At 70.1% G+C, this 16518-nt stretch carries 11 protein-coding genes; 9 read left to right on the forward strand and 2 right to left on the reverse strand.

Features of this window, described 5'->3' with window-relative positions:
• Positions 1-130: 130 nt before the first annotated feature.
• Together ACFYY7_RS24280 and ACFYY7_RS24285 are read left to right on the forward strand one after the other, a co-directional pair.
• Entirely contained in the window at positions 131-2191 is a 2061-nt protein-coding gene (locus tag ACFYY7_RS24280; RefSeq protein WP_388664397.1) for an alpha-galactosidase, read from the forward strand.
• Positions 2188-3486: an MFS transporter gene (locus tag ACFYY7_RS24285; RefSeq protein ID WP_388664399.1), complete on the forward strand. Its 1299-nt coding sequence runs from the start codon at positions 2188-2190 to the stop codon at positions 3484-3486. Before ACFYY7_RS24280 ends, ACFYY7_RS24285 begins: the two co-directional genes overlap by 4 nt.
• Positions 3487-3622: 136 nt before the next feature.
• Here the strand turns inward: ACFYY7_RS24285 and ACFYY7_RS24290 are convergent, their stop codons facing one another.
• Positions 3623-4246, reverse strand: coding sequence for a TetR family transcriptional regulator (locus ACFYY7_RS24290; protein WP_376306039.1), 624 nt, complete (start codon positions 4244-4246; stop codon positions 3623-3625).
• Between the two features lie 61 nt (positions 4247-4307).
• Between ACFYY7_RS24290 and ACFYY7_RS24295 the strand changes: the two genes are divergently transcribed.
• Positions 4308-5642 (forward strand): GH1 family beta-glucosidase, encoded by a 1335-nt coding sequence (locus ACFYY7_RS24295; protein WP_388664401.1) that lies wholly within the window; start codon positions 4308-4310, stop codon positions 5640-5642.
• Positions 5643-5947: 305 nt separating this feature from the next.
• On the opposite strand, the gene ACFYY7_RS24300 is transcribed toward ACFYY7_RS24295, so the two are convergent.
• Positions 5948-8002 carry a phosphocholine-specific phospholipase C gene (locus ACFYY7_RS24300; protein WP_388664403.1) on the reverse strand — a complete coding sequence of 685 codons (2055 nt, stop codon included), beginning with the start codon at positions 8000-8002 and terminating at the stop codon, positions 5948-5950.
• A 910-nt stretch (positions 8003-8912) separates the two neighbouring features.
• Between ACFYY7_RS24300 and ACFYY7_RS24305 the strand changes: the two genes are divergently transcribed.
• Genes ACFYY7_RS24305 through ACFYY7_RS24330 form a run of 6 tightly spaced genes read left to right on the forward strand, consistent with a single transcriptional unit; the run spans position 8913 to position 16198 of the window.
• Positions 8913-10112: an aminotransferase class V-fold PLP-dependent enzyme gene (locus tag ACFYY7_RS24305; protein ID WP_388664405.1), complete on the forward strand. Its 1200-nt coding sequence runs from the start codon at positions 8913-8915 to the stop codon at positions 10110-10112.
• Entirely contained in the window at positions 10097-11431 is a 1335-nt protein-coding gene (locus ACFYY7_RS24310) for an ABC transporter substrate-binding protein (RefSeq protein ID WP_388664407.1), read from the forward strand. The genes ACFYY7_RS24305 and ACFYY7_RS24310 overlap by 16 nt, the downstream gene beginning before the upstream one ends.
• 5 nt (positions 11432-11436) lie before the next feature.
• Positions 11437-12393 carry a carbohydrate ABC transporter permease gene (locus ACFYY7_RS24315; RefSeq protein ID WP_388664409.1) on the forward strand — a complete coding sequence of 319 codons (957 nt, stop codon included), beginning with the start codon at positions 11437-11439 and terminating at the stop codon, positions 12391-12393.
• On the forward strand, positions 12390-13205 hold the full coding sequence (locus ACFYY7_RS24320; protein ID WP_351259084.1) for a carbohydrate ABC transporter permease: 816 nt from the start codon (positions 12390-12392) through the stop codon (positions 13203-13205). The genes ACFYY7_RS24315 and ACFYY7_RS24320 overlap by 4 nt, the downstream gene beginning before the upstream one ends.
• Positions 13206-13210: 5 nt before the next feature.
• On the forward strand, positions 13211-15112 hold the full coding sequence (locus ACFYY7_RS24325; RefSeq protein ID WP_388664411.1) for a glycoside hydrolase family 36 protein: 1902 nt from the start codon (positions 13211-13213) through the stop codon (positions 15110-15112).
• Between the two features lie 57 nt (positions 15113-15169).
• The gene (locus ACFYY7_RS24330; RefSeq protein ID WP_388664413.1) at positions 15170-16198 is read left to right on the forward strand and encodes a LacI family DNA-binding transcriptional regulator; all 1029 of its coding nucleotides are present in this window, start codon (positions 15170-15172) and stop codon (positions 16196-16198) included.
• Positions 16199-16518 lie beyond the last annotated feature (320 nt).

The raw sequence follows: 16518 nt of genomic DNA on the forward strand, positions 1-16518 counted from the left end.
CCGGTCCGCGCGGAGCGCGGGGAACCACCTGCCGAGAATTTCGACAGCCACCGTCAGGGGGCTTGGCGTCGCGGGCTCACATGCCTAACGTATGACCAAACATGAGCCCTACTCACGTTTGAGGACTTGCGTGATCACTCACCACTCCGAAGCCCGCCTCTGGCTCCTGAGTACCCCTGGCACCTCCTACGCCTTCCGGCTGGACGCCGACGACACCCCCCGGCATGTGCACTGGGGCCGGCCGCTGACCCTTGAGCAGGCCGTCGTGATCGCGGCCGACCTGCCCGACGAGGACCCCGGCGGCGACGACCCCGGGAGTGAGGAGTACGCGGTCGAGGGCGGCCTTCGCTTCGGGGCGCAGTCGCTGACCGTCCGGTTCGACGACGGTGTCCGCGGCTTCGAGTGGCAGTTCCTCTCGTACACGGTCGAGGACGGCCTGCTCACGCTCTCCTTCACCGACCGTGTCCGCTCCCTCGGTCTCGACCTGCACTACCGGCTCCGGGACGGCCATGACCAGATCGAGCGCTGGGCCGTCCTCACCGCGGACGAGCCGGTGGACGTCCTGCGGTTCGACTCCGCCGCCTGGACGCTGCCCGCCCGCGACGACTACCGCGTCAGCCATGTGGTGGGGGAATGGGGCCGGGAGTTCCAGCTCCAGCGCGACCGGGTGCCCGTCGGGGAGACCGTGTTCACCAGCCGGCTCGGCATCACGGGACAGCACGCCGGACCGTGGCTGATGCTCGACGCGCAGGACGCCGCCGAGGAGCACGGCGAGGTCTGGAGCGCGGCCCTGGCCTGGAGCGGCAGCCGCCGGATCACCCTGCGCCGCGACCCCTACGGCCGCGCCTCCTGGACCGGCGGGTTCGGCCACGAGGGACTGGTCTGGAAGCTGGCCGCCGGCGAGCGGCTGGAGACCCCCGTCTTCACCGGGCTGTACGCCCCCGACGGCTTCGGCGGCACCAGCCGCCGCTGGCACGCCTACGTCGAACGTGAGGTGCTGCCCGCCCGCCCTGCCGAACGCCCGTTGATCTTCAACTCGTGGGAGGCGACCGAGTTCGACATCAGCGAGAAGCAGCAGACCGAGCTGGCCGACCTGGCCGCGGGTCTCGGCGTCGAGGTCTTCGTCGTGGACGACGCCTGGTTCGGCGCGCGCACCAGCGACATGGCCGGGCTCGGCGACTGGTGGCCCAACCCCGACCGCTTCCCGAACGGTCTGGGCCCGCTCGCCGACCACGTCCGCGCACTGGGCATGGGCTTCGGCCTGTGGGTCGAGCCCGAGGCGGTCAACCCCGACAGCGACCTCTTCCGTGCGCACCCAGACTGGATCCTGTGCCAGGACGGCCGTACCCGAACCCAGCGCCGCCACCAGCACGTGCTGAACTTCGCCCGCCGCGACGTCCGGGAATGGGCGGTCGACTGGCTGGTCAGGACCGTCACCGAGCTGGACGTGGTCTTCCTCAAATGGGACATGAACCGGCCCTTCAGCGAGGCGGGGCAGCCCGGTGCCGCCGACCCCGACCGGGTCTGGATCGAGCACACGCGCGGGGTCTACGAGGTGATGGACCGGCTGCGGGCCGCCCGTCCCGGCCTGTACCTGGAATCGTGCGCGGGCGGCGGCGGCCGCGCCGACCTGGGCGTGCTGGCCCGCGCCGACCAGGTCTGGACGTCGGACAACACCGACGCCGCCGACCGGGTCGCGATCCAGCACGGCCACTGCCAGCTGCTGCCCGCCCGGACCATGGGCGCCTGGGTCACCGACAGCCCGCACAGCTTCACCGCCCGCCCGACCTCGATCCGGTACCGCTTCCATGTCTCGATGGCCGGGGCGATGGGCATCGGCGGCAACCTGCGGAACTGGAGCGAGGAGGATCTGGCCTGGGCCCGGATGCTGGTCGAGCAGTACAAGCGGATCCGGCCCGTGGTGCACGGCGGCGTCCAGTACCGCCTGGAGCACGACGCCGTGCAGTACCTCACCGAGAACGAGGTCGTCGTCTTCCAGTTCCAGCCGTCCGCGCTGACCCGCTCGGTCGCCCGCACCCGGCTGAAGGGCCTCGCCCCCGACGCCCGCTACCGGGACGAGACCACCGGCGCCGTCCACGAGGGCGCCGTCCTGCTCAGCCACGGCCTCCCGCCGCTGCTGCCCTTCGACTGGACGAGCGAGCTCGTCCACCTCAAGAGAGTGTCCCGATGAGCCTTGCCCCCGAGCTGCCCGAGCGCCCCGAGCGCAGCCAGCTGTCCGAGCGCCCCGAGGCCCTCGCCGAGCCCGTCCGCCGGGTCGGCCCCGGCTGGGTCGCCCTGTACGTCCTGGCCAACGTCGGGGTGTTCATCCCGATGCAGGTTCCGACCACGTTCCTGATGCCCGAGCAGATCGCCCAGATCGACCCGGCCGGGAAGGTCGGCAGCTACGCCTGGGTCAGCATGATGGGCGCGATCTCGGGCATCGTCATCGCACCGCTGGCCGGCGCGCTCAGCGACCGCACCACCGGCCGGTTCGGCCGCCGTCGGCCGTGGATGCTCGTGGGCTCGCTCGTCTGCATGGCGACGCTGGTCTTCACCGGCCTCCAGACGACGGTCGTCGGGGTCGCGCTCGGTTCCCTCGTACTGTCCGCCTCGTTCATGATCATCGGTGCCGGACTCTCGCCGGTGGTGCCCGACCAGGTCCCGGTCGCCCAACGCGGCGCCGTGCTGGGCTGGGCCATGGTCCCGCAGGCGGGCGCCCTGATCGCGGGCGGGCTGCTGATCGGTCTGGTCACGGGCTTCGCCTCGCAGTACCTGCTGATGGCCGTACTGCCGCTCCTGATCCTGCTGTTCGCGACCACCATGAAGGATCCGCCGCTGCCCCGCCCGCACCGCGAGCCGTTCTCGCTGCGCACCTTCCTGGACGGCTACCGGATCAGCCCGCGCGCGCACCCCGACTTCGTCTGGGCGATGAGTTCCCGCTTCATCATGGGTCTCGGCTACGGCATGGGCACGCTCTACCTGCCGTATTTCCTGGACGACGTCCTGCACTACGAGAAGTTGTTCCCCGGCCAGTCCACCGAGGACGGCCTGCTCATCGTGATCGGCATCAACTGCCTGGCCACGATCTCCACGGTCGTCCTCAGCGGCTGGCTCTCCGACAAGCTGGGCAAGCGGCGCATGCTGGTCTTCCTCGGCGGCCTCACGATGGCCGTCGCCGCGGTCCCGCTCGCGCTGTCGCCCACGTGGGCCATGACGCTGGTCGCGGCCGTCATCCTGGGCCTGGGCTACGGCGTGTACCTGGCCGTCGACACCGCCCTGGTCACCGAGGTGCTCCCCGCCTCGGCCGACCGCGGCAAGGACATGGCCCTGGCCAACCTGATGACCTCCCTGCCCTACGTTCTCGTTCCCGCGATCGCCTCGGTCGTGCTCAGCGGTCCGGGGGGCTACAGCTCACTGTTCCTCTGCTCGGCGGCCATGTCCGCGCTGGGCGCGGTACTGGTCTGGAAGGTCAAAGCCGTCCGTTAGCACCCGGGCAGGACGGCGGCGGCATCCCCCGGCAGATCCAGGGCATCACCCGGCGTGGCTCGCGACAGCGCCCGGGTGGTCCCACCCATTCGCGCCTCCGGCCGCGAAGCACGCGTCGAGCACTGCTGGTTGCCGGTCACCGGCGTCGATCGTTCAGATAGCTGTTGAGGACTCGCTTGCACTCAGCGATCAGCTGGGCATCGCCCTGCGGATCGATACGGAAGGCGAGTTGCAGCACACTGTCCGCGCACTCCAGGGCAACCCGCACCGCGATCTCGAATTCGGCGTCGTCCTGGACCCCTATCAGGGAGGCGGTCAGTGAGCGCAGCCTTCCGGCGACCGCGGTGTTGTTGTCCAGGGTCGGCTCCAGGATGTGGTCCTGTCCCACCGCGCCGAAGTCGACCACGCCGAAACCGGTGATCGTCCGGCGCATGGTGACGAACTCGTCGACGGTCACATCCACGATGCCCGAGATGCCTTCGGGCTCCTCCTGCTCCAGGCGGTCCGCGACCCGCCCCAGGAAGGACTCCAGATTACGGGCGGCGAGCGCACCGATCAGCCCCTCCCTGTCGGAGAAGAACTGGTAAAGGGTGCCGATGGGCACCTCGGCCCTGCGGGCCACCTCCTTGGTGGTCAGCCCTGCGTAGCCGACCTCGTCCAGGAGTTCGGCGCAAGCGTCCAGCAGCCGTTCGAAGCGTTCGGCGCTGCGCTTCTGGACCGGCAGCCTGCGCAGCGTCCCTGCGGTGCGATCTTGATTCACGCTTCCATCATCCCATCGAGCGGGTTAACGTGAGCCCTGCTCATGTTTCAGGAGGTTAGACGTGACACTGGACCATCTCCCTGCGGACTTCATCTGGGGCGCCTCGACGGCGTCGTATCAGATCGAGGGCGCCACCAAGGAGGACGGCCGCGGACCCTCGGTATGGGACACCTTCACCGCGCGGCCCGGCACGATCCGCGACGGTCACACCGGTGACGTGGCCTGCGACCACTACCACCGGTACGAGGAGGACATCGCGCTGATGGCCGAGGCGGGCCTCACCGGCTACCGCTTCTCCATCGCCTGGCCCCGGATCCAGCCGACCGGCAAGGGCGAGGTCAACCCCAAGGGCCTGGACTTCTACGACCGGCTGGTCGACGGCCTGCTCACCCGCGGCATCGAACCCGTCCCGACCCTGTTCCACTGGGACCTTCCGCAGGCCCTCGAGGACGACGGCGGCTGGCTGAACCGCGACACAGCACACCGCTTCGCCGAGTACGCCGCAATCATGGCCGACAGGCTGGGCGACCGCGTCCAGAAGTGGATCACGCTCAACGAGCCGTTCATCCACATGGTCTGGGGCTACGGTCTCGGCACTCACGCACCGGGCCGCACCCTGTTCCTGGACTGCCTGCCGGTCGCCCACCATCAACTGCTCGGCCACGGCCTGGCGCTCAGGGAGCTGCGGGCGCGCGGCCTCCAGGTGATGATCGCCAACAACTGCACCCCGGTCTGGCCCGCCTCGGACTCCCCCGCCGACCGCGCTGCCGCGCGAGCCTATGACAACCTGCACAACCGCCTGTTCAACGACCCGATCTTCAAGGGCGCCTACCCGGACCTGTCGGACTTCGGCGCGGACGTGACCCTCGACGGCTCCGTGCGGGACGGCGATCTCGAACTGATCTCGGCCCCCTTGAACGCGCTCGGCATCAACTACTACAACCCGACCCGGATCCAGGCGCCGGCGTCCGAGGGGCTGCCGTTCGAAGAGGCCCCCATCGAGGGCTACCGCCGCACCTCCTTCGACTGGCCCGTCGTCCCCGACGGCCTGCGGGAACTGCTCGTCGGCCTCAAGGAGCGTTACCCGGCACTCCCGCCGGTCTACATCACGGAGAACGGCTGCTCGGCCGAGGACGTCGTCAACGCGGACGGGGCCGTCCTCGACGCCGACCGCATCGACTACTTGGACACCCACCTCCAGGCCGTCGACACCGCCGTGGCCCAGGGCGTGGACGTGCGCGGCTACTTCACCTGGACCCTGATCGACAACTTCGAATGGGCCGAGGGCTTCCACCAGCGCTTCGGTCTCGTCCACGTCGACCACGACACCCAGATCCGCACCCCGAAGGCGTCCTTCGCGTGGTACCGCGACCTCATCCGCGCTCAGCGCGGCTGAGCCGCCCGCCGGGCTCGCGTCGCGGATTCCGTACGCGCTCCGGCGGATCCCGGGTGCCGGACTCGCACCCGAGCCGGACAGGGGGGCAGACAGGCGCATGGCATCCTCCTGCCCGGAGTCGTACGACATCGGGCCCTGGCCGACGAGACGCCTGGACGGCCGGGCCGCAGCGCGGTCGTCTCCTCGATCAGGTCTCGGCCCGACGGGCCTGGCTCCCGGGGTGGTGAGCTCCGGCACGTCACGCTGACGCCTCGTCACCCTCCGGGTGCGTGCCCCTCCGTCCACCGGGCGGAGGGGCACAGCTCTCACACGGTTGCGATGCCCGGGTCACTCACGCCGGCCCGACCGTTCTCGACGTGCCCGGCCAGGCGCCGCAGGTATCCGGCGTTGCCCTCGACGACGATCGTCAGGTCGTACCAGCGCTTGGTCGCGCGCAGGTCGATGCTCTGCTCGACGGTGGCACCGGCGCGGACCGTATAGGTCTGGCTCCGGCCGCCGTACGCGTTGGTCACGGTGAGGTGTGCGTCGACGGTCGACGGGTTGGTCAGGGTGAGCTTCAGGTTGCCGGCGTCGTGGCGTGCCGTCACCTCCGGCTCGGCGGCCTTGTTGTTGCCCTTGAACGCGCGCAGGAAGCCGTTCGGGCCGTGGGCCGTGAGGTCGTAACTGCCGCTGGAGTAATACGAGTTCCAGCTGTCGGAGGCGGGCTTCCCGGCTGCCGCCGTGTACGTCCACGGGCCGTCGGTGCGATTCTGGGAGCGCACCTGGAAGGCGGCGCCCGCCTGGTCCCCCGCGCTGAACGTCAGCTTGTACTTGCCGGTCGAGAGGTCTGCGGCCCCATCGACGTACGGAGCGTAGGAGAGCGGGCGGCTCGGCCGCGCCCCGGCCTCCTGCCGGGGCAGGGCGCCCTGGGCGGGTGGCCTCGGTACGTAGCTGTTGTGGCGGTCGCGGTCCGGCGGGGCGTAGCCCGCGGTGTCCGGCAGGTCGGCCGGGTTCGTGTTCTTGAGGGAGAAGTCGAAGGCGGATGTGAGGTCACCGCAGATGGCGCGCCGCCATGGCGAGATGTTGGTTTCCTTCACCCCGAACCGGTTCTCCATGAAGCGCAGGATCGAGGTGTGGTCGAAGGTCTCGGAGCAGACGTATCCGCCGGTGGACCACGGCGAGACAACGATCATCGGAACACGCTGCCCGAGGCCGTACGGGCCTGCGGCATATCCGATACTGCCCTTGTAGTGGTCGAGCGTGGTATCGACGGTGGACAGGCCCTGGCCGGCGGAGGCCGGCGGATAGGGCGGCACGACGTGGTCGAAGTAGCCGTCGTTCTCGTCGTATGTGATGAACAGGGCGGTCCTGCTCCATACCTCGGGGTTCGAGGTGAGCGCGTCAAGGACGTGCGAGATGTACCAAGCACCGTAGTTCGCGGGCCAGTTGGGGTGTTCGGAGAACGCCTCTGGGGCGGCGATCCAGGAGATCTGCGGCAATCTGCCGGCCTTGACGTCGGCTTTGAGGATGTCGAAGTATCCGTCTCCCGCCTTGGCGTTCGTGCCGGTGCGGGCCTTTTCGTAAAGGGGGTCGCCGGGCTTGGCATTGCGGTAGTTGTTGAAGTACAGCAGGGAATTGTCGCCGTAGTTGCCGCGGTATGCGTCGTTGATCCAGCCCCAGCCACCGGCCGCGTCGAGGCCGTCACCGATGTCCTGGTACACCTTCCAGGAAATGCCTGCCTTCTCAAGGCGCTCGGCGTACGTCGTCCAGCCGTAGCCCGCTTCCTGATTGCCGAGGACCGGGCCGCCGCCGGTGCCGTCGTTGCCGACGTGTCCGGAAAGCATGTAGTAGCGGTTCGGGTCGGTCGCACCCATGAACGAGCAGTGGTAGTCGTCGCAGACGGTGAATTTGTCGGCGAGGGCGTAGTGGAACGGGATGTCTTCCCGTGTCAGGTACGCCATGGTGCCGGTTCCCTTGGCGGGGATCCAGTTGTCGTACTTACCGTTGTTGAACGCGCTGTGCCCACCGGCCCAGTCGTGGTCGAGGCCTGCGATGAACTGCATGCCCAGGTCGTCGGCGTCCGGGTGGTACGGCAGCGTTTCCTTGCCGAAAAAGCTGGTCTGGTGCCATACCGGCTTGCCGCTGGGCAGTGTCACAGGGCGGGGGTCGCCGAAGCCCCGGACGCCCTTCATCGACCCGAAGTAATGATCGAAGGAACGGTTCTCCTGCATGAGGACGACGATGTGTTCGACGTCCTGGACGGTTCCACTGCGGCGCGCCGCGGGGATGGCTGCGGCGCGGTCGATGGATCCGGACAGAGCGGTGAACCCCGCGGTAGCTCCCGCGATTTGAAGGAAGCGACGCCGGTTGATTTCGGTCATGGCTGTGGGGATCCTCCTGTTGCTTCAGTGATTTCCGTCCACGATGAGTGGCAGACGGAGTATTCAAGAGAACCCGGGCTTATGGAAGGTGGGCCGAGGTGACAGTCACGCAAAATATGGGTGGATAGTGCGCGGGACGTCTGCGCATAGCCACAGATCGTCCCACAAGTCCCATTCCACTGCCTTCGGATCGGCCTCCGTTCCGTAGGTGCGGGCGTCACCATCGCCGTACGCAGCCGCTTCTCCGAGCTGCCGCAGACGTTCATTCATGTCCGATTCACCGGCGGCGCACAGGAGTTCGTTCACCCCCGCCGCGAGGAACTGCCGCCCTGGGTTACCGGCAAGGCGCCGGCGTCCCGTGCACCGCGAGTTCCTGCCGACCCGCAGAGCGTGTTCGCGACACCGGGTCCCGGAGTTCACCGGAGAGGTGATCCGACGACCGGGAACTGAATTTCCGGCCGCCGCCGGAAGCGTCCTCGCCCGGTACGACGACGCCCTCACCGCGACATCAATTCGCCCCCGGGGACTACAGCATCGTCAGGGTACGTATGGATTCTTGTCCGTGAGGCCGGCCCGCGACCACTCCTTCAGGGCCGATGCCACTGGCATCGATGCCGGCCAGTACCAGCTGACGTTGTTGCGAACCGGGGAGTTCACCGGTGCGGCCGGTCCACGTCGAGCGGATGTCCGGTCGGCGGTGGATGCGGTTCCACGCCGACGCGCGGGCGGCGCCGCACCGGGTCCACGTGACCGGGACGGGCCTGCGCGTACCGCCCGCCTGCGCGGGGCCGGTCGGCCGTCCCGCTGGAAAGTAGTTGCGCTGAACGTCTTGCCGGGTCGTCCCGATCTCCCTACTGTGAACCTTCAAATTCCTGAACATGCGTGTATCGAGCTCTGTTAGGGCAGTTTTTTGAACGATCAAATTCATCCACCCGAAGCCGTCACCCCCGCGGTCTCCGGTCCGGCTCCCGCTCACGGTCCGAGGGCGGGCTACCTCGACTACGCCAGGATCGGCCCGCTCTCCCGCCCGGCCGCCGCCGCGCTCGCCACCACGACCGCGCTCGCCGCCCGCCTCGACCCCGCCGACCTCGACCGGCTGTTCGCCCTCAGCGACGCCGCCCAGACTTCGGCCGCCCGGCTGCTCGACGCCCGTCGGCACGAGATCGCCCTCGCCCCGTCCACCAGCAACGGCCTGTTCACCGTGGCCGCCGCACTCCACGGCCCCGGTACCGTCCTGGTGCCCCGCGACGAGTTCCCCGCCAACCTCTACCCCTGGCTTCGCTTCGCCGGCCGCGGCGGCCCAGCGGTCCGCCTCGTCGACCCGGACGGGCAGCGGCACATCACCCCCGACCTCCTGCGCCGCCACCTCACTCCCGACGTCACCGCCCTCGCCGTCAGCGCCGTCGACTCGCTCACCGGCCACCTGGCACCGCTCGCTGCCCTCAAGGAGGTCCTCGGGCCCGGCCGGCTGCTGATCGTCGACGCCATCCAGGGCCTGGGCTCCGTCCCACTCGAAGTGGACGCCGCAGACATCCTCGTCAGCGGCGGCCAGAAGTGGCTACGGGCCGGCTGGGGAGCCGCACTGCTACTGATCCGCGACCGGTGCGCCGAACGCCTGACTCCCGGGCTCGGTGGCTGGGCCGGCGTCGCGGAGCCCTTCGCGCCCCGGCATCCGGCGCCACCGCTGCCCGGGGCCGCCGCCCATCTCGCCACCAACCCGGACTTCCCGGCCGCCGCGGCCATCGGCGCAGCCATCGACGACCTGTTCGAGCAGGGCGGCCCGGCCGCCGTCGGCGCCCGTATCCGCGTCACCCTCGCCGAACTGCTCGACCATGCCCGGCGGGCCGGCGCCGACGTCCTGCTGGACGGACTCGGTCCCCACGAGCGCGCCGGCATCGGCACGTTCCGCCTGCCCGGCCACGACCCCGCCACCGTCCACCGCACTCTCGAAGCGGCCGGCCTGATCACCACCCGCCGCGACGAGTGGATCCGGCTGTCTCCCCACATCTCCACCCCGGACGCCGCGGCCGACCTGTTCGCCGAGGCACTGCACACCCTCACCCACCGCACAACCCACTATCCCCAGGAGCCGACATGTCCCATCAACTGAGCCGCCGCCGGCTGCTCCAGCTCGCCACCGCCTCCGCCGCCGGACTCGGCCTGGCCGCCTGCGGCGGCAACGGATCGGGCAGCGGCACCACCGGCGGCGACGGCGACAGCGGCCGGATCACCGTCTGGAGCTGGACCACCGCGGCCGAGGCCCTGCGCGGCGTCGTCCCCTCCTTCGAGCGGGACAACCCCGGCATCGAGGTCGATGTCCAGGACGTCGGCAACCCGGCCATCTGGGACAAGATCACTGTCGGCCTCGCATCGGGCGGCAAGGGTCTCGCCGACGTCCTGCACATCGGTGTCGACTACCTGCCCGGCTACCTGGAGAAGTTCCCCGACGGCCTCGCCGACCTGTCCGGTCTCGGAGCCGACCGGTACAGGACCGACTTCGCCCAAGGGTTGTGGCCGACCGTCATAGGCAAGGGCAAGGCCGCCCATGCCCTCCCGTGGGAGGTCAACCCGCTCGGTCTGTTCTATCGGCAGGACTACTTCGACAAGGCCGGTGTCGATCCCGCGGACATCAGCAGCTGGGACGACCTGATCGCCGCCGGACCGGAGATCCTCGCCGCCACCGGCGCCCGACTGCTCGGGCTCGACAAGCCCGGCACCACCCCGGACATGGACTTCTTCCAGAACCTGATGCAGCTTCAGGGCGCCTTCTACTTCAACCAGCAAGGCAAGATCACACTCGCTTCCCCGGAAGCCGTCCAGGCCCTCACCATCATCAAGCGGCTCAACGACGGCGGTCTGCTCGCCGACACCGCGGGCCAGGGCACCAGGAAGCGCCTGCTCAGCCAGGGGAAGCTCGCCACCTCACCGGACCCCGCCTGGGCCGTCGAGTACCTGGCGACCAAGTTCCCCAACCAGAAGGGGAAATGGCGTGTCATGCAGCCTCCCGCCGCCGTGCCCGGGGGCGGTCGCAGCGCCATCGTCAACTCCACCTACCTGGCTGTCTCCCAATCGAGCAAGCGCCGCCGGGCCGCCTGGCGATTCATCGAGTACGCGCTCACCAAGCCCGTCGAGATCAACCGGATGTTCACCTCCGGTGGCGTCTTCCCCGCGCTCAGCGCGGCGTACGACGATCCGAAGTTCAGCGCGCCTCACCCGTTCTACGGCGGCCAGAAGGTGCTGAAGACCTTCGTCGACTCGCTCGGCTACGGATCCGAAGCCACCAACTTCACCGGCGATTACACCCGAGCTCTCAAGCTCGCCAGTGACGCCCAGAGCCAGGTGCTGGTCAAGGGCGCCAATCCGGCCGACGCCCTCAAGGACGCCGCCGAACGGCTCGCGCAGCAGACCGGCCGGCAGCAGGCGGCCTGACCACCATGTCCCTCGCCCCGCCCGAACACGCTCCCGCCACCGCCACCCCGGCCGGCCGCGGCACCCCCACACCCACCGGCCGCGCCCGCCCGGGCCGACGCCGGCTGCTGACCCGCGCTTCCGTCCCGTACTTGTTGATCATGCCTGCCGTCCTGGGCTTCGCGATCTTCAAGGCGTACCCCATCGTCTCCTCGCTCTGGATCAGCCTCACCACCGGCAACGGCGACAGCCGGCACTTCGCCGGAATCGCCAACTACCGTCGTCTGCTGGACGATCCGCTGTTCTGGACCGCGCTGAAGAACACCGCGCTGATCCTGGTCGTCCAAGTGCCGCTGATGCTCGGCCTGGCCCTGCTCGTCGCGCTCGCCCTCAATTCCACCAAGGTCTGGCTGCGTCCGCTCTGGCGACTCGGCGTCTTCGTCCCCTCGCTGACCGGACTGGTCGCCGCGGGCGTGATGTTCTCCGTGATCCTCAACCGCGACGCCGGGCTGCTGAACTGGGTCCTCTCCCTGTTCGGCGTCGACCGGGTGAACTGGCTCGGCAGCCCCTTCTGGGCGCGCGTGGGCGTCGTCCTCGTCATCACCTGGCACTACACCGGCTACAACGCGGTGATGTACCTCGCCGGCCTGCAGGGCATTCCCCAGGAGTTGTACGAGGCCGCGATGGTCGACGGCGCGGGACCGGTCCGCCGCTTCGTCTCCATCACCCTTCCCCAACTGCGGCCGATCCTGCTCCTCACCGTGGTGCTCTCCACCATCGGCACCCTGCAGCTCTTCGACGAGCCGTACGTCCTCACCGGCGGCGGCCCCGACAACGCCACCTTGACGGTCACCATGTACCTCTACAACAACGGCTTCAAGTACTTCGACTTCGGCTACGCCTCGGCCATCGCCTACGCGCTCGCTCTGATCGTGTCCGTGCTCGGCATCCTTCAGGTCCGTCTGATGGGAGAGCGCCGGTGAAGCCCCGAGGCCCCCTGCTCACCCTGCTGCTCGCGGGCGCCTTCGCGCTCTGCGTCGGCCCCTTCTACTGGCTCGCCGTCGCCGCGACCCAGGAGGACAAGGACGTGTTCTCCTGGCCGCCGAAACTGCTGCCCGGCGGCCACCTCATGGAGAATCTCCGCGGACTCGAGGAGTCCATCGGACTCACCCGGGTCCTGCTCAACACCCTGCTGGTGGCGGGCGTCCAGACGATCGGTGCCGTCGCCGTCTCGGTCCTGGCCGGATACGCCTTCGCCAAGTTCGACTTCCGCGGGCGCAACCTGTTCTTCGTCCTGCTGCTCAGCACCCTGGTCATCCCCGACACGGTCATGCTGATCCCGATCTTCCAGATGATGATGGAACTGGGCCTGATCGACTCCTACCAGTCCATCATCCTGCCCGGCCTGGTCACCCCGTTCGGCATCTTCCTGATGCGGCAGGCACTGCGCTCCATGCCCGACGAACTCCTTGACGCCGCCCGCGTCGACGGCGCCGGCGAACTGCGGGTGCTGTGGCGGATCGTCATCCCGGTCAACCGGCCGGTCATCGCGGCACTCGCGCTGTTCGTCTTCCTCGGCAGCTGGAACCAGTTCGTCTGGCCGCTGATCGCGCTGCGCAGCCCCGAGATGTACACGCTGCCCGTGGCCACCGCCACCCTGCAGGGGCTGTCGACCACCAACTACGCGCAGGTCCTGCTCGCCGCGGGCATCGCCGCCATCCCCGTGATGGCCCTCTTCCTCGTCCTGCAACGCCAGTTCATCTCCGGCCTGCTGGCCGGGGCCACCAAGGAGTGACCACCATGACCAACGAACCACGCCCCGTGGGCGAGCACACCGGGAGTGCGCACGTGCCCGCCGAGCCGGAGGCCACCCCGCAGCAGCCCGTCCCGGTGTGGCGCCCGAACACGCCGGCCCGGGCCACTCCCGACACCATCGGCCACCGGCAGCTCGCCACCGGCCTGTTCGACTCCACCGGAGCCCCGCTCACCGTCCACCTCACCGGGCTCGGCTGCGACCGGCTGGAGCCTGTCGTCACCCCGGTCGCCGACGGTGTGGCCCTGATCGAGGTCACGACGGCGGCCGCGGCCACCGTCCGCGCCGAATGGCGGGTCCCCTGCCTCGGGGCCACCGCCTACTGGACCCCGGACACCAACGCCTCCCGCTGGCTGCCGCCGTCCTGGATCGCCCCCCGGACCGTCTCGCTCGCCCTGGGCGCCCCCGTCGCCAGTCTGGTCGGCGCCGACGACCGCGCCCTGTGCACCGCCGCCGCCGCCGAGACCTCCGCACCCGTGCGCGTCGGCGCCGGCGTGGTGGAGGAAAGCAGCGAGTTCGCCTTCACCGTGGAACAGGACCTCACCCCGGACGGGCCGCCGCTGCGGCTGCGGATCGACCTCAGCGGCCGGCACTTCGCCGCCACCCTGAAGGCCGTCACCGCCTGGTGGGCGGAGGGTCTGCACCACCCCGGCGTCTCCCCCGCCGCCCGGATGCCCGCGTACTCCACCTGGTACAGCCTCCACCAGAACATCGACGCCGCCGCCGTCGAACGCCAGGCCGCCCTCGCCGCGGCCGTCGGCTGCGAGAGCATCATCGTCGACGACGGCTGGCAGACCACCGACCGTGCCCGCGGCTACGGCCACTGCGGCGACTGGGAGCCCAACCCGGCGGCCTTCCCCGACCCCGCGGCCCACGTCGCCGAGGTCCACCGGATCGGCCTCGACTACCTCCTGTGGTACGCACTGCCGTTCATCGGGTGCCACAACGATGCCTGGGACCGCTTCAAGGGAATGATCCTGCGCGAGGAGCCCCACCTGGACGCGGCCGTGCTCGACCCCCGCCACCCCGAGGTCCGCGCCTACCTGGTCGAGAAGGTCTCCCGCGCCGTCGAGCAGTGGGACATGGACGGTCTGAAGCTCGACTTCATCGACCGCTTCGCCGTCCCCGACCCCCCGCCCGCCCCGGCCGGTGCCGACCGCACCGCCGTCCACGAGGGCGTGCTCCAGTTGCTCGCCGACCTCGACGCCCGCCTGCGCCGCACCCGGCCCGACGTGATCGTCGAACACCGCCAGCCGTACGTCAGCCCCGGGCTGTGGCCGTACGCCACCATGGTCCGCGCCACCGACTGCCCGCTCAGTCCTGCCGAGAACCGCCAGCGCACTGTCGACTGCCGCCTCACCGCGGGCCCGCTCGCCGTCCATGCCGACATGATCACGTGGAACTCCGCCGAGACGCCCGAGTCCGTCGCCGTCCACCTCGTCAACGCCCTGTTCTCGGTGCCGCAGATCTCGGTCGACCTCACCGCCCAGAGCCCCGACCAGCTCGCCACCCTGCGCTTCTGGCTCGGCATCTCCCGCCGGTACGCCGACGTCCTCCAGCTCGGCCTCCTGGAACCCGCCCGGCCTGACCTGGGCTACCCCCTGGTCCGCGCCCGCGACCACCGCACCACCGTGGTCGCACGCTACGCGCCGCTGCCCGTCGCCCTCCCGGACCGGCACGCCGCGGACGGCCCGCAGACCCTGCTCGTCGCCAACGCGGACGGCGACCCCGCGGTGCTCCTGACCTCCCCCCGACCGGAACAGGCCCTCGCTCGCGTCCAGGACTGCCGTGGTGAGATCCTGTCCGAGACCGTGCTCGACCTCGTCGCCGGGGTGAACTCGGTGACCGTGCCGACCGGTGGCCTGCTCACCCTGACCCGCGAGCACTGAGAACCGCGGGCTGGGGAAAGCCACCGCCACCCCCAGCCCGCCGACCACAGAGGAACGATGACCGCTCGACAGGTGACCATCGAGGACGTCGCACACGCGGCCGGAGTCTCCCGCCAGACCGTCTCGAACGCCCTCAACGCACCTCACCGGCTGCGCGCCACCACCCTCGCCCGGGTCACCGCCGCCATCGACGAACTCGGTTACCAGCCCGACCAGTCCGCCCGCAGCCTGCGGACCGGTACCCGCAAGATCATCGGCTATCCCGCCCCCGCCGACAACCCCGCCGACCCCAACCCCCTGATGGGCGGCTTCCTCCAGGCGCTGGTGACCGCCGCCGACGCGGTCGGCCACCGCATCCTGGTGTTCCGTTCCGACCCCCAACAGGGCACCGGAGCAGTCGCCAGGTCCTTCAACGGACTGATCGCGGCCCGCCAGGTCGACGGGTTCGTCCTCTCCGACGTCGTCCACGACGACCCCCGTGTCGACGTGCTCACCGAGGCCGGTTTCCCGTTCGCCGCCTTCGGTCGCACCGCCCCCGGCCGCCCGCAGAACTGGGTGGACATCGACTCCACCGCCGCCACCGCCGCGCTGGTCGGGCTCCTGCTGGACCAGGGCCACCGACGGATCTGCTACCTCAACTCCGCCGCATCCCTGCCCTGGCTCGCCGACCGCAGGGCCGGCTTCCTGCAGGCCGCGGCCACCGCACCCGACGGCGCCTTCGAGGTCGGCGTTCCCGGCGACGACCCGGCCGCGCTTTCCCACGCCGTCCAGCGCCTGCTCACCGGCCCCGACCGCCCGACCGCCCTGGTATGCGCAAGCGACTGGCTCGCCCTGACCGCCTACCAGGCCGTCCGCGCCGCAGGCCTCACCGTCGGCGACGACGTCGCCGTCACCGGCTTCAACGACATCCCGCTCTGCACGCTGCTCCAACCCGCCCTCACCAGCGCGCGCCTGCCCCTGGCCGCCATCGCGCGCGCCCTCGTCGACCGGCTGATCGCCGCCGTCGAGGACCCCGCCGCCGCCCCGACGAGCGGGCTGCTGCTCCCTGCGGAGCCGGTCGTGCGCGACAGCACACCCGGACGGTAGCGGCAACCGGCAGCGCGCTCTGCCCGGATGTCTCCTCGGCGAGTTCCGCCCAGGAGCGCAGTTCGGCTGCTGGACGAAGGTCGCAGTCGGGCACTCTCGCACCCCCTGCCCTTCACGGCGTGTTGTCGTTGGGCAGTGGGCGGAACGGGCTGAATCTGCGGCTGATGGCTGACCTCGGTCACCTCGACCGGCGCCATGCGGAGCGCGCCCACGCCGACACGACCCCCTCGGACTGCCGTCCCGGAGCATCGGTCCGGCACCGCACCAGCAGTGGCAGACCCGAGCTCTGCCGTCGCCTCTCCGGTACGACGCCGGCCAAG

This window comes from Streptomyces sp. NPDC001933 (assembly GCF_042890955.1).
In the GTDB taxonomy this organism is placed as follows: domain Bacteria; phylum Actinomycetota; class Actinomycetes; order Streptomycetales; family Streptomycetaceae; genus Streptomyces.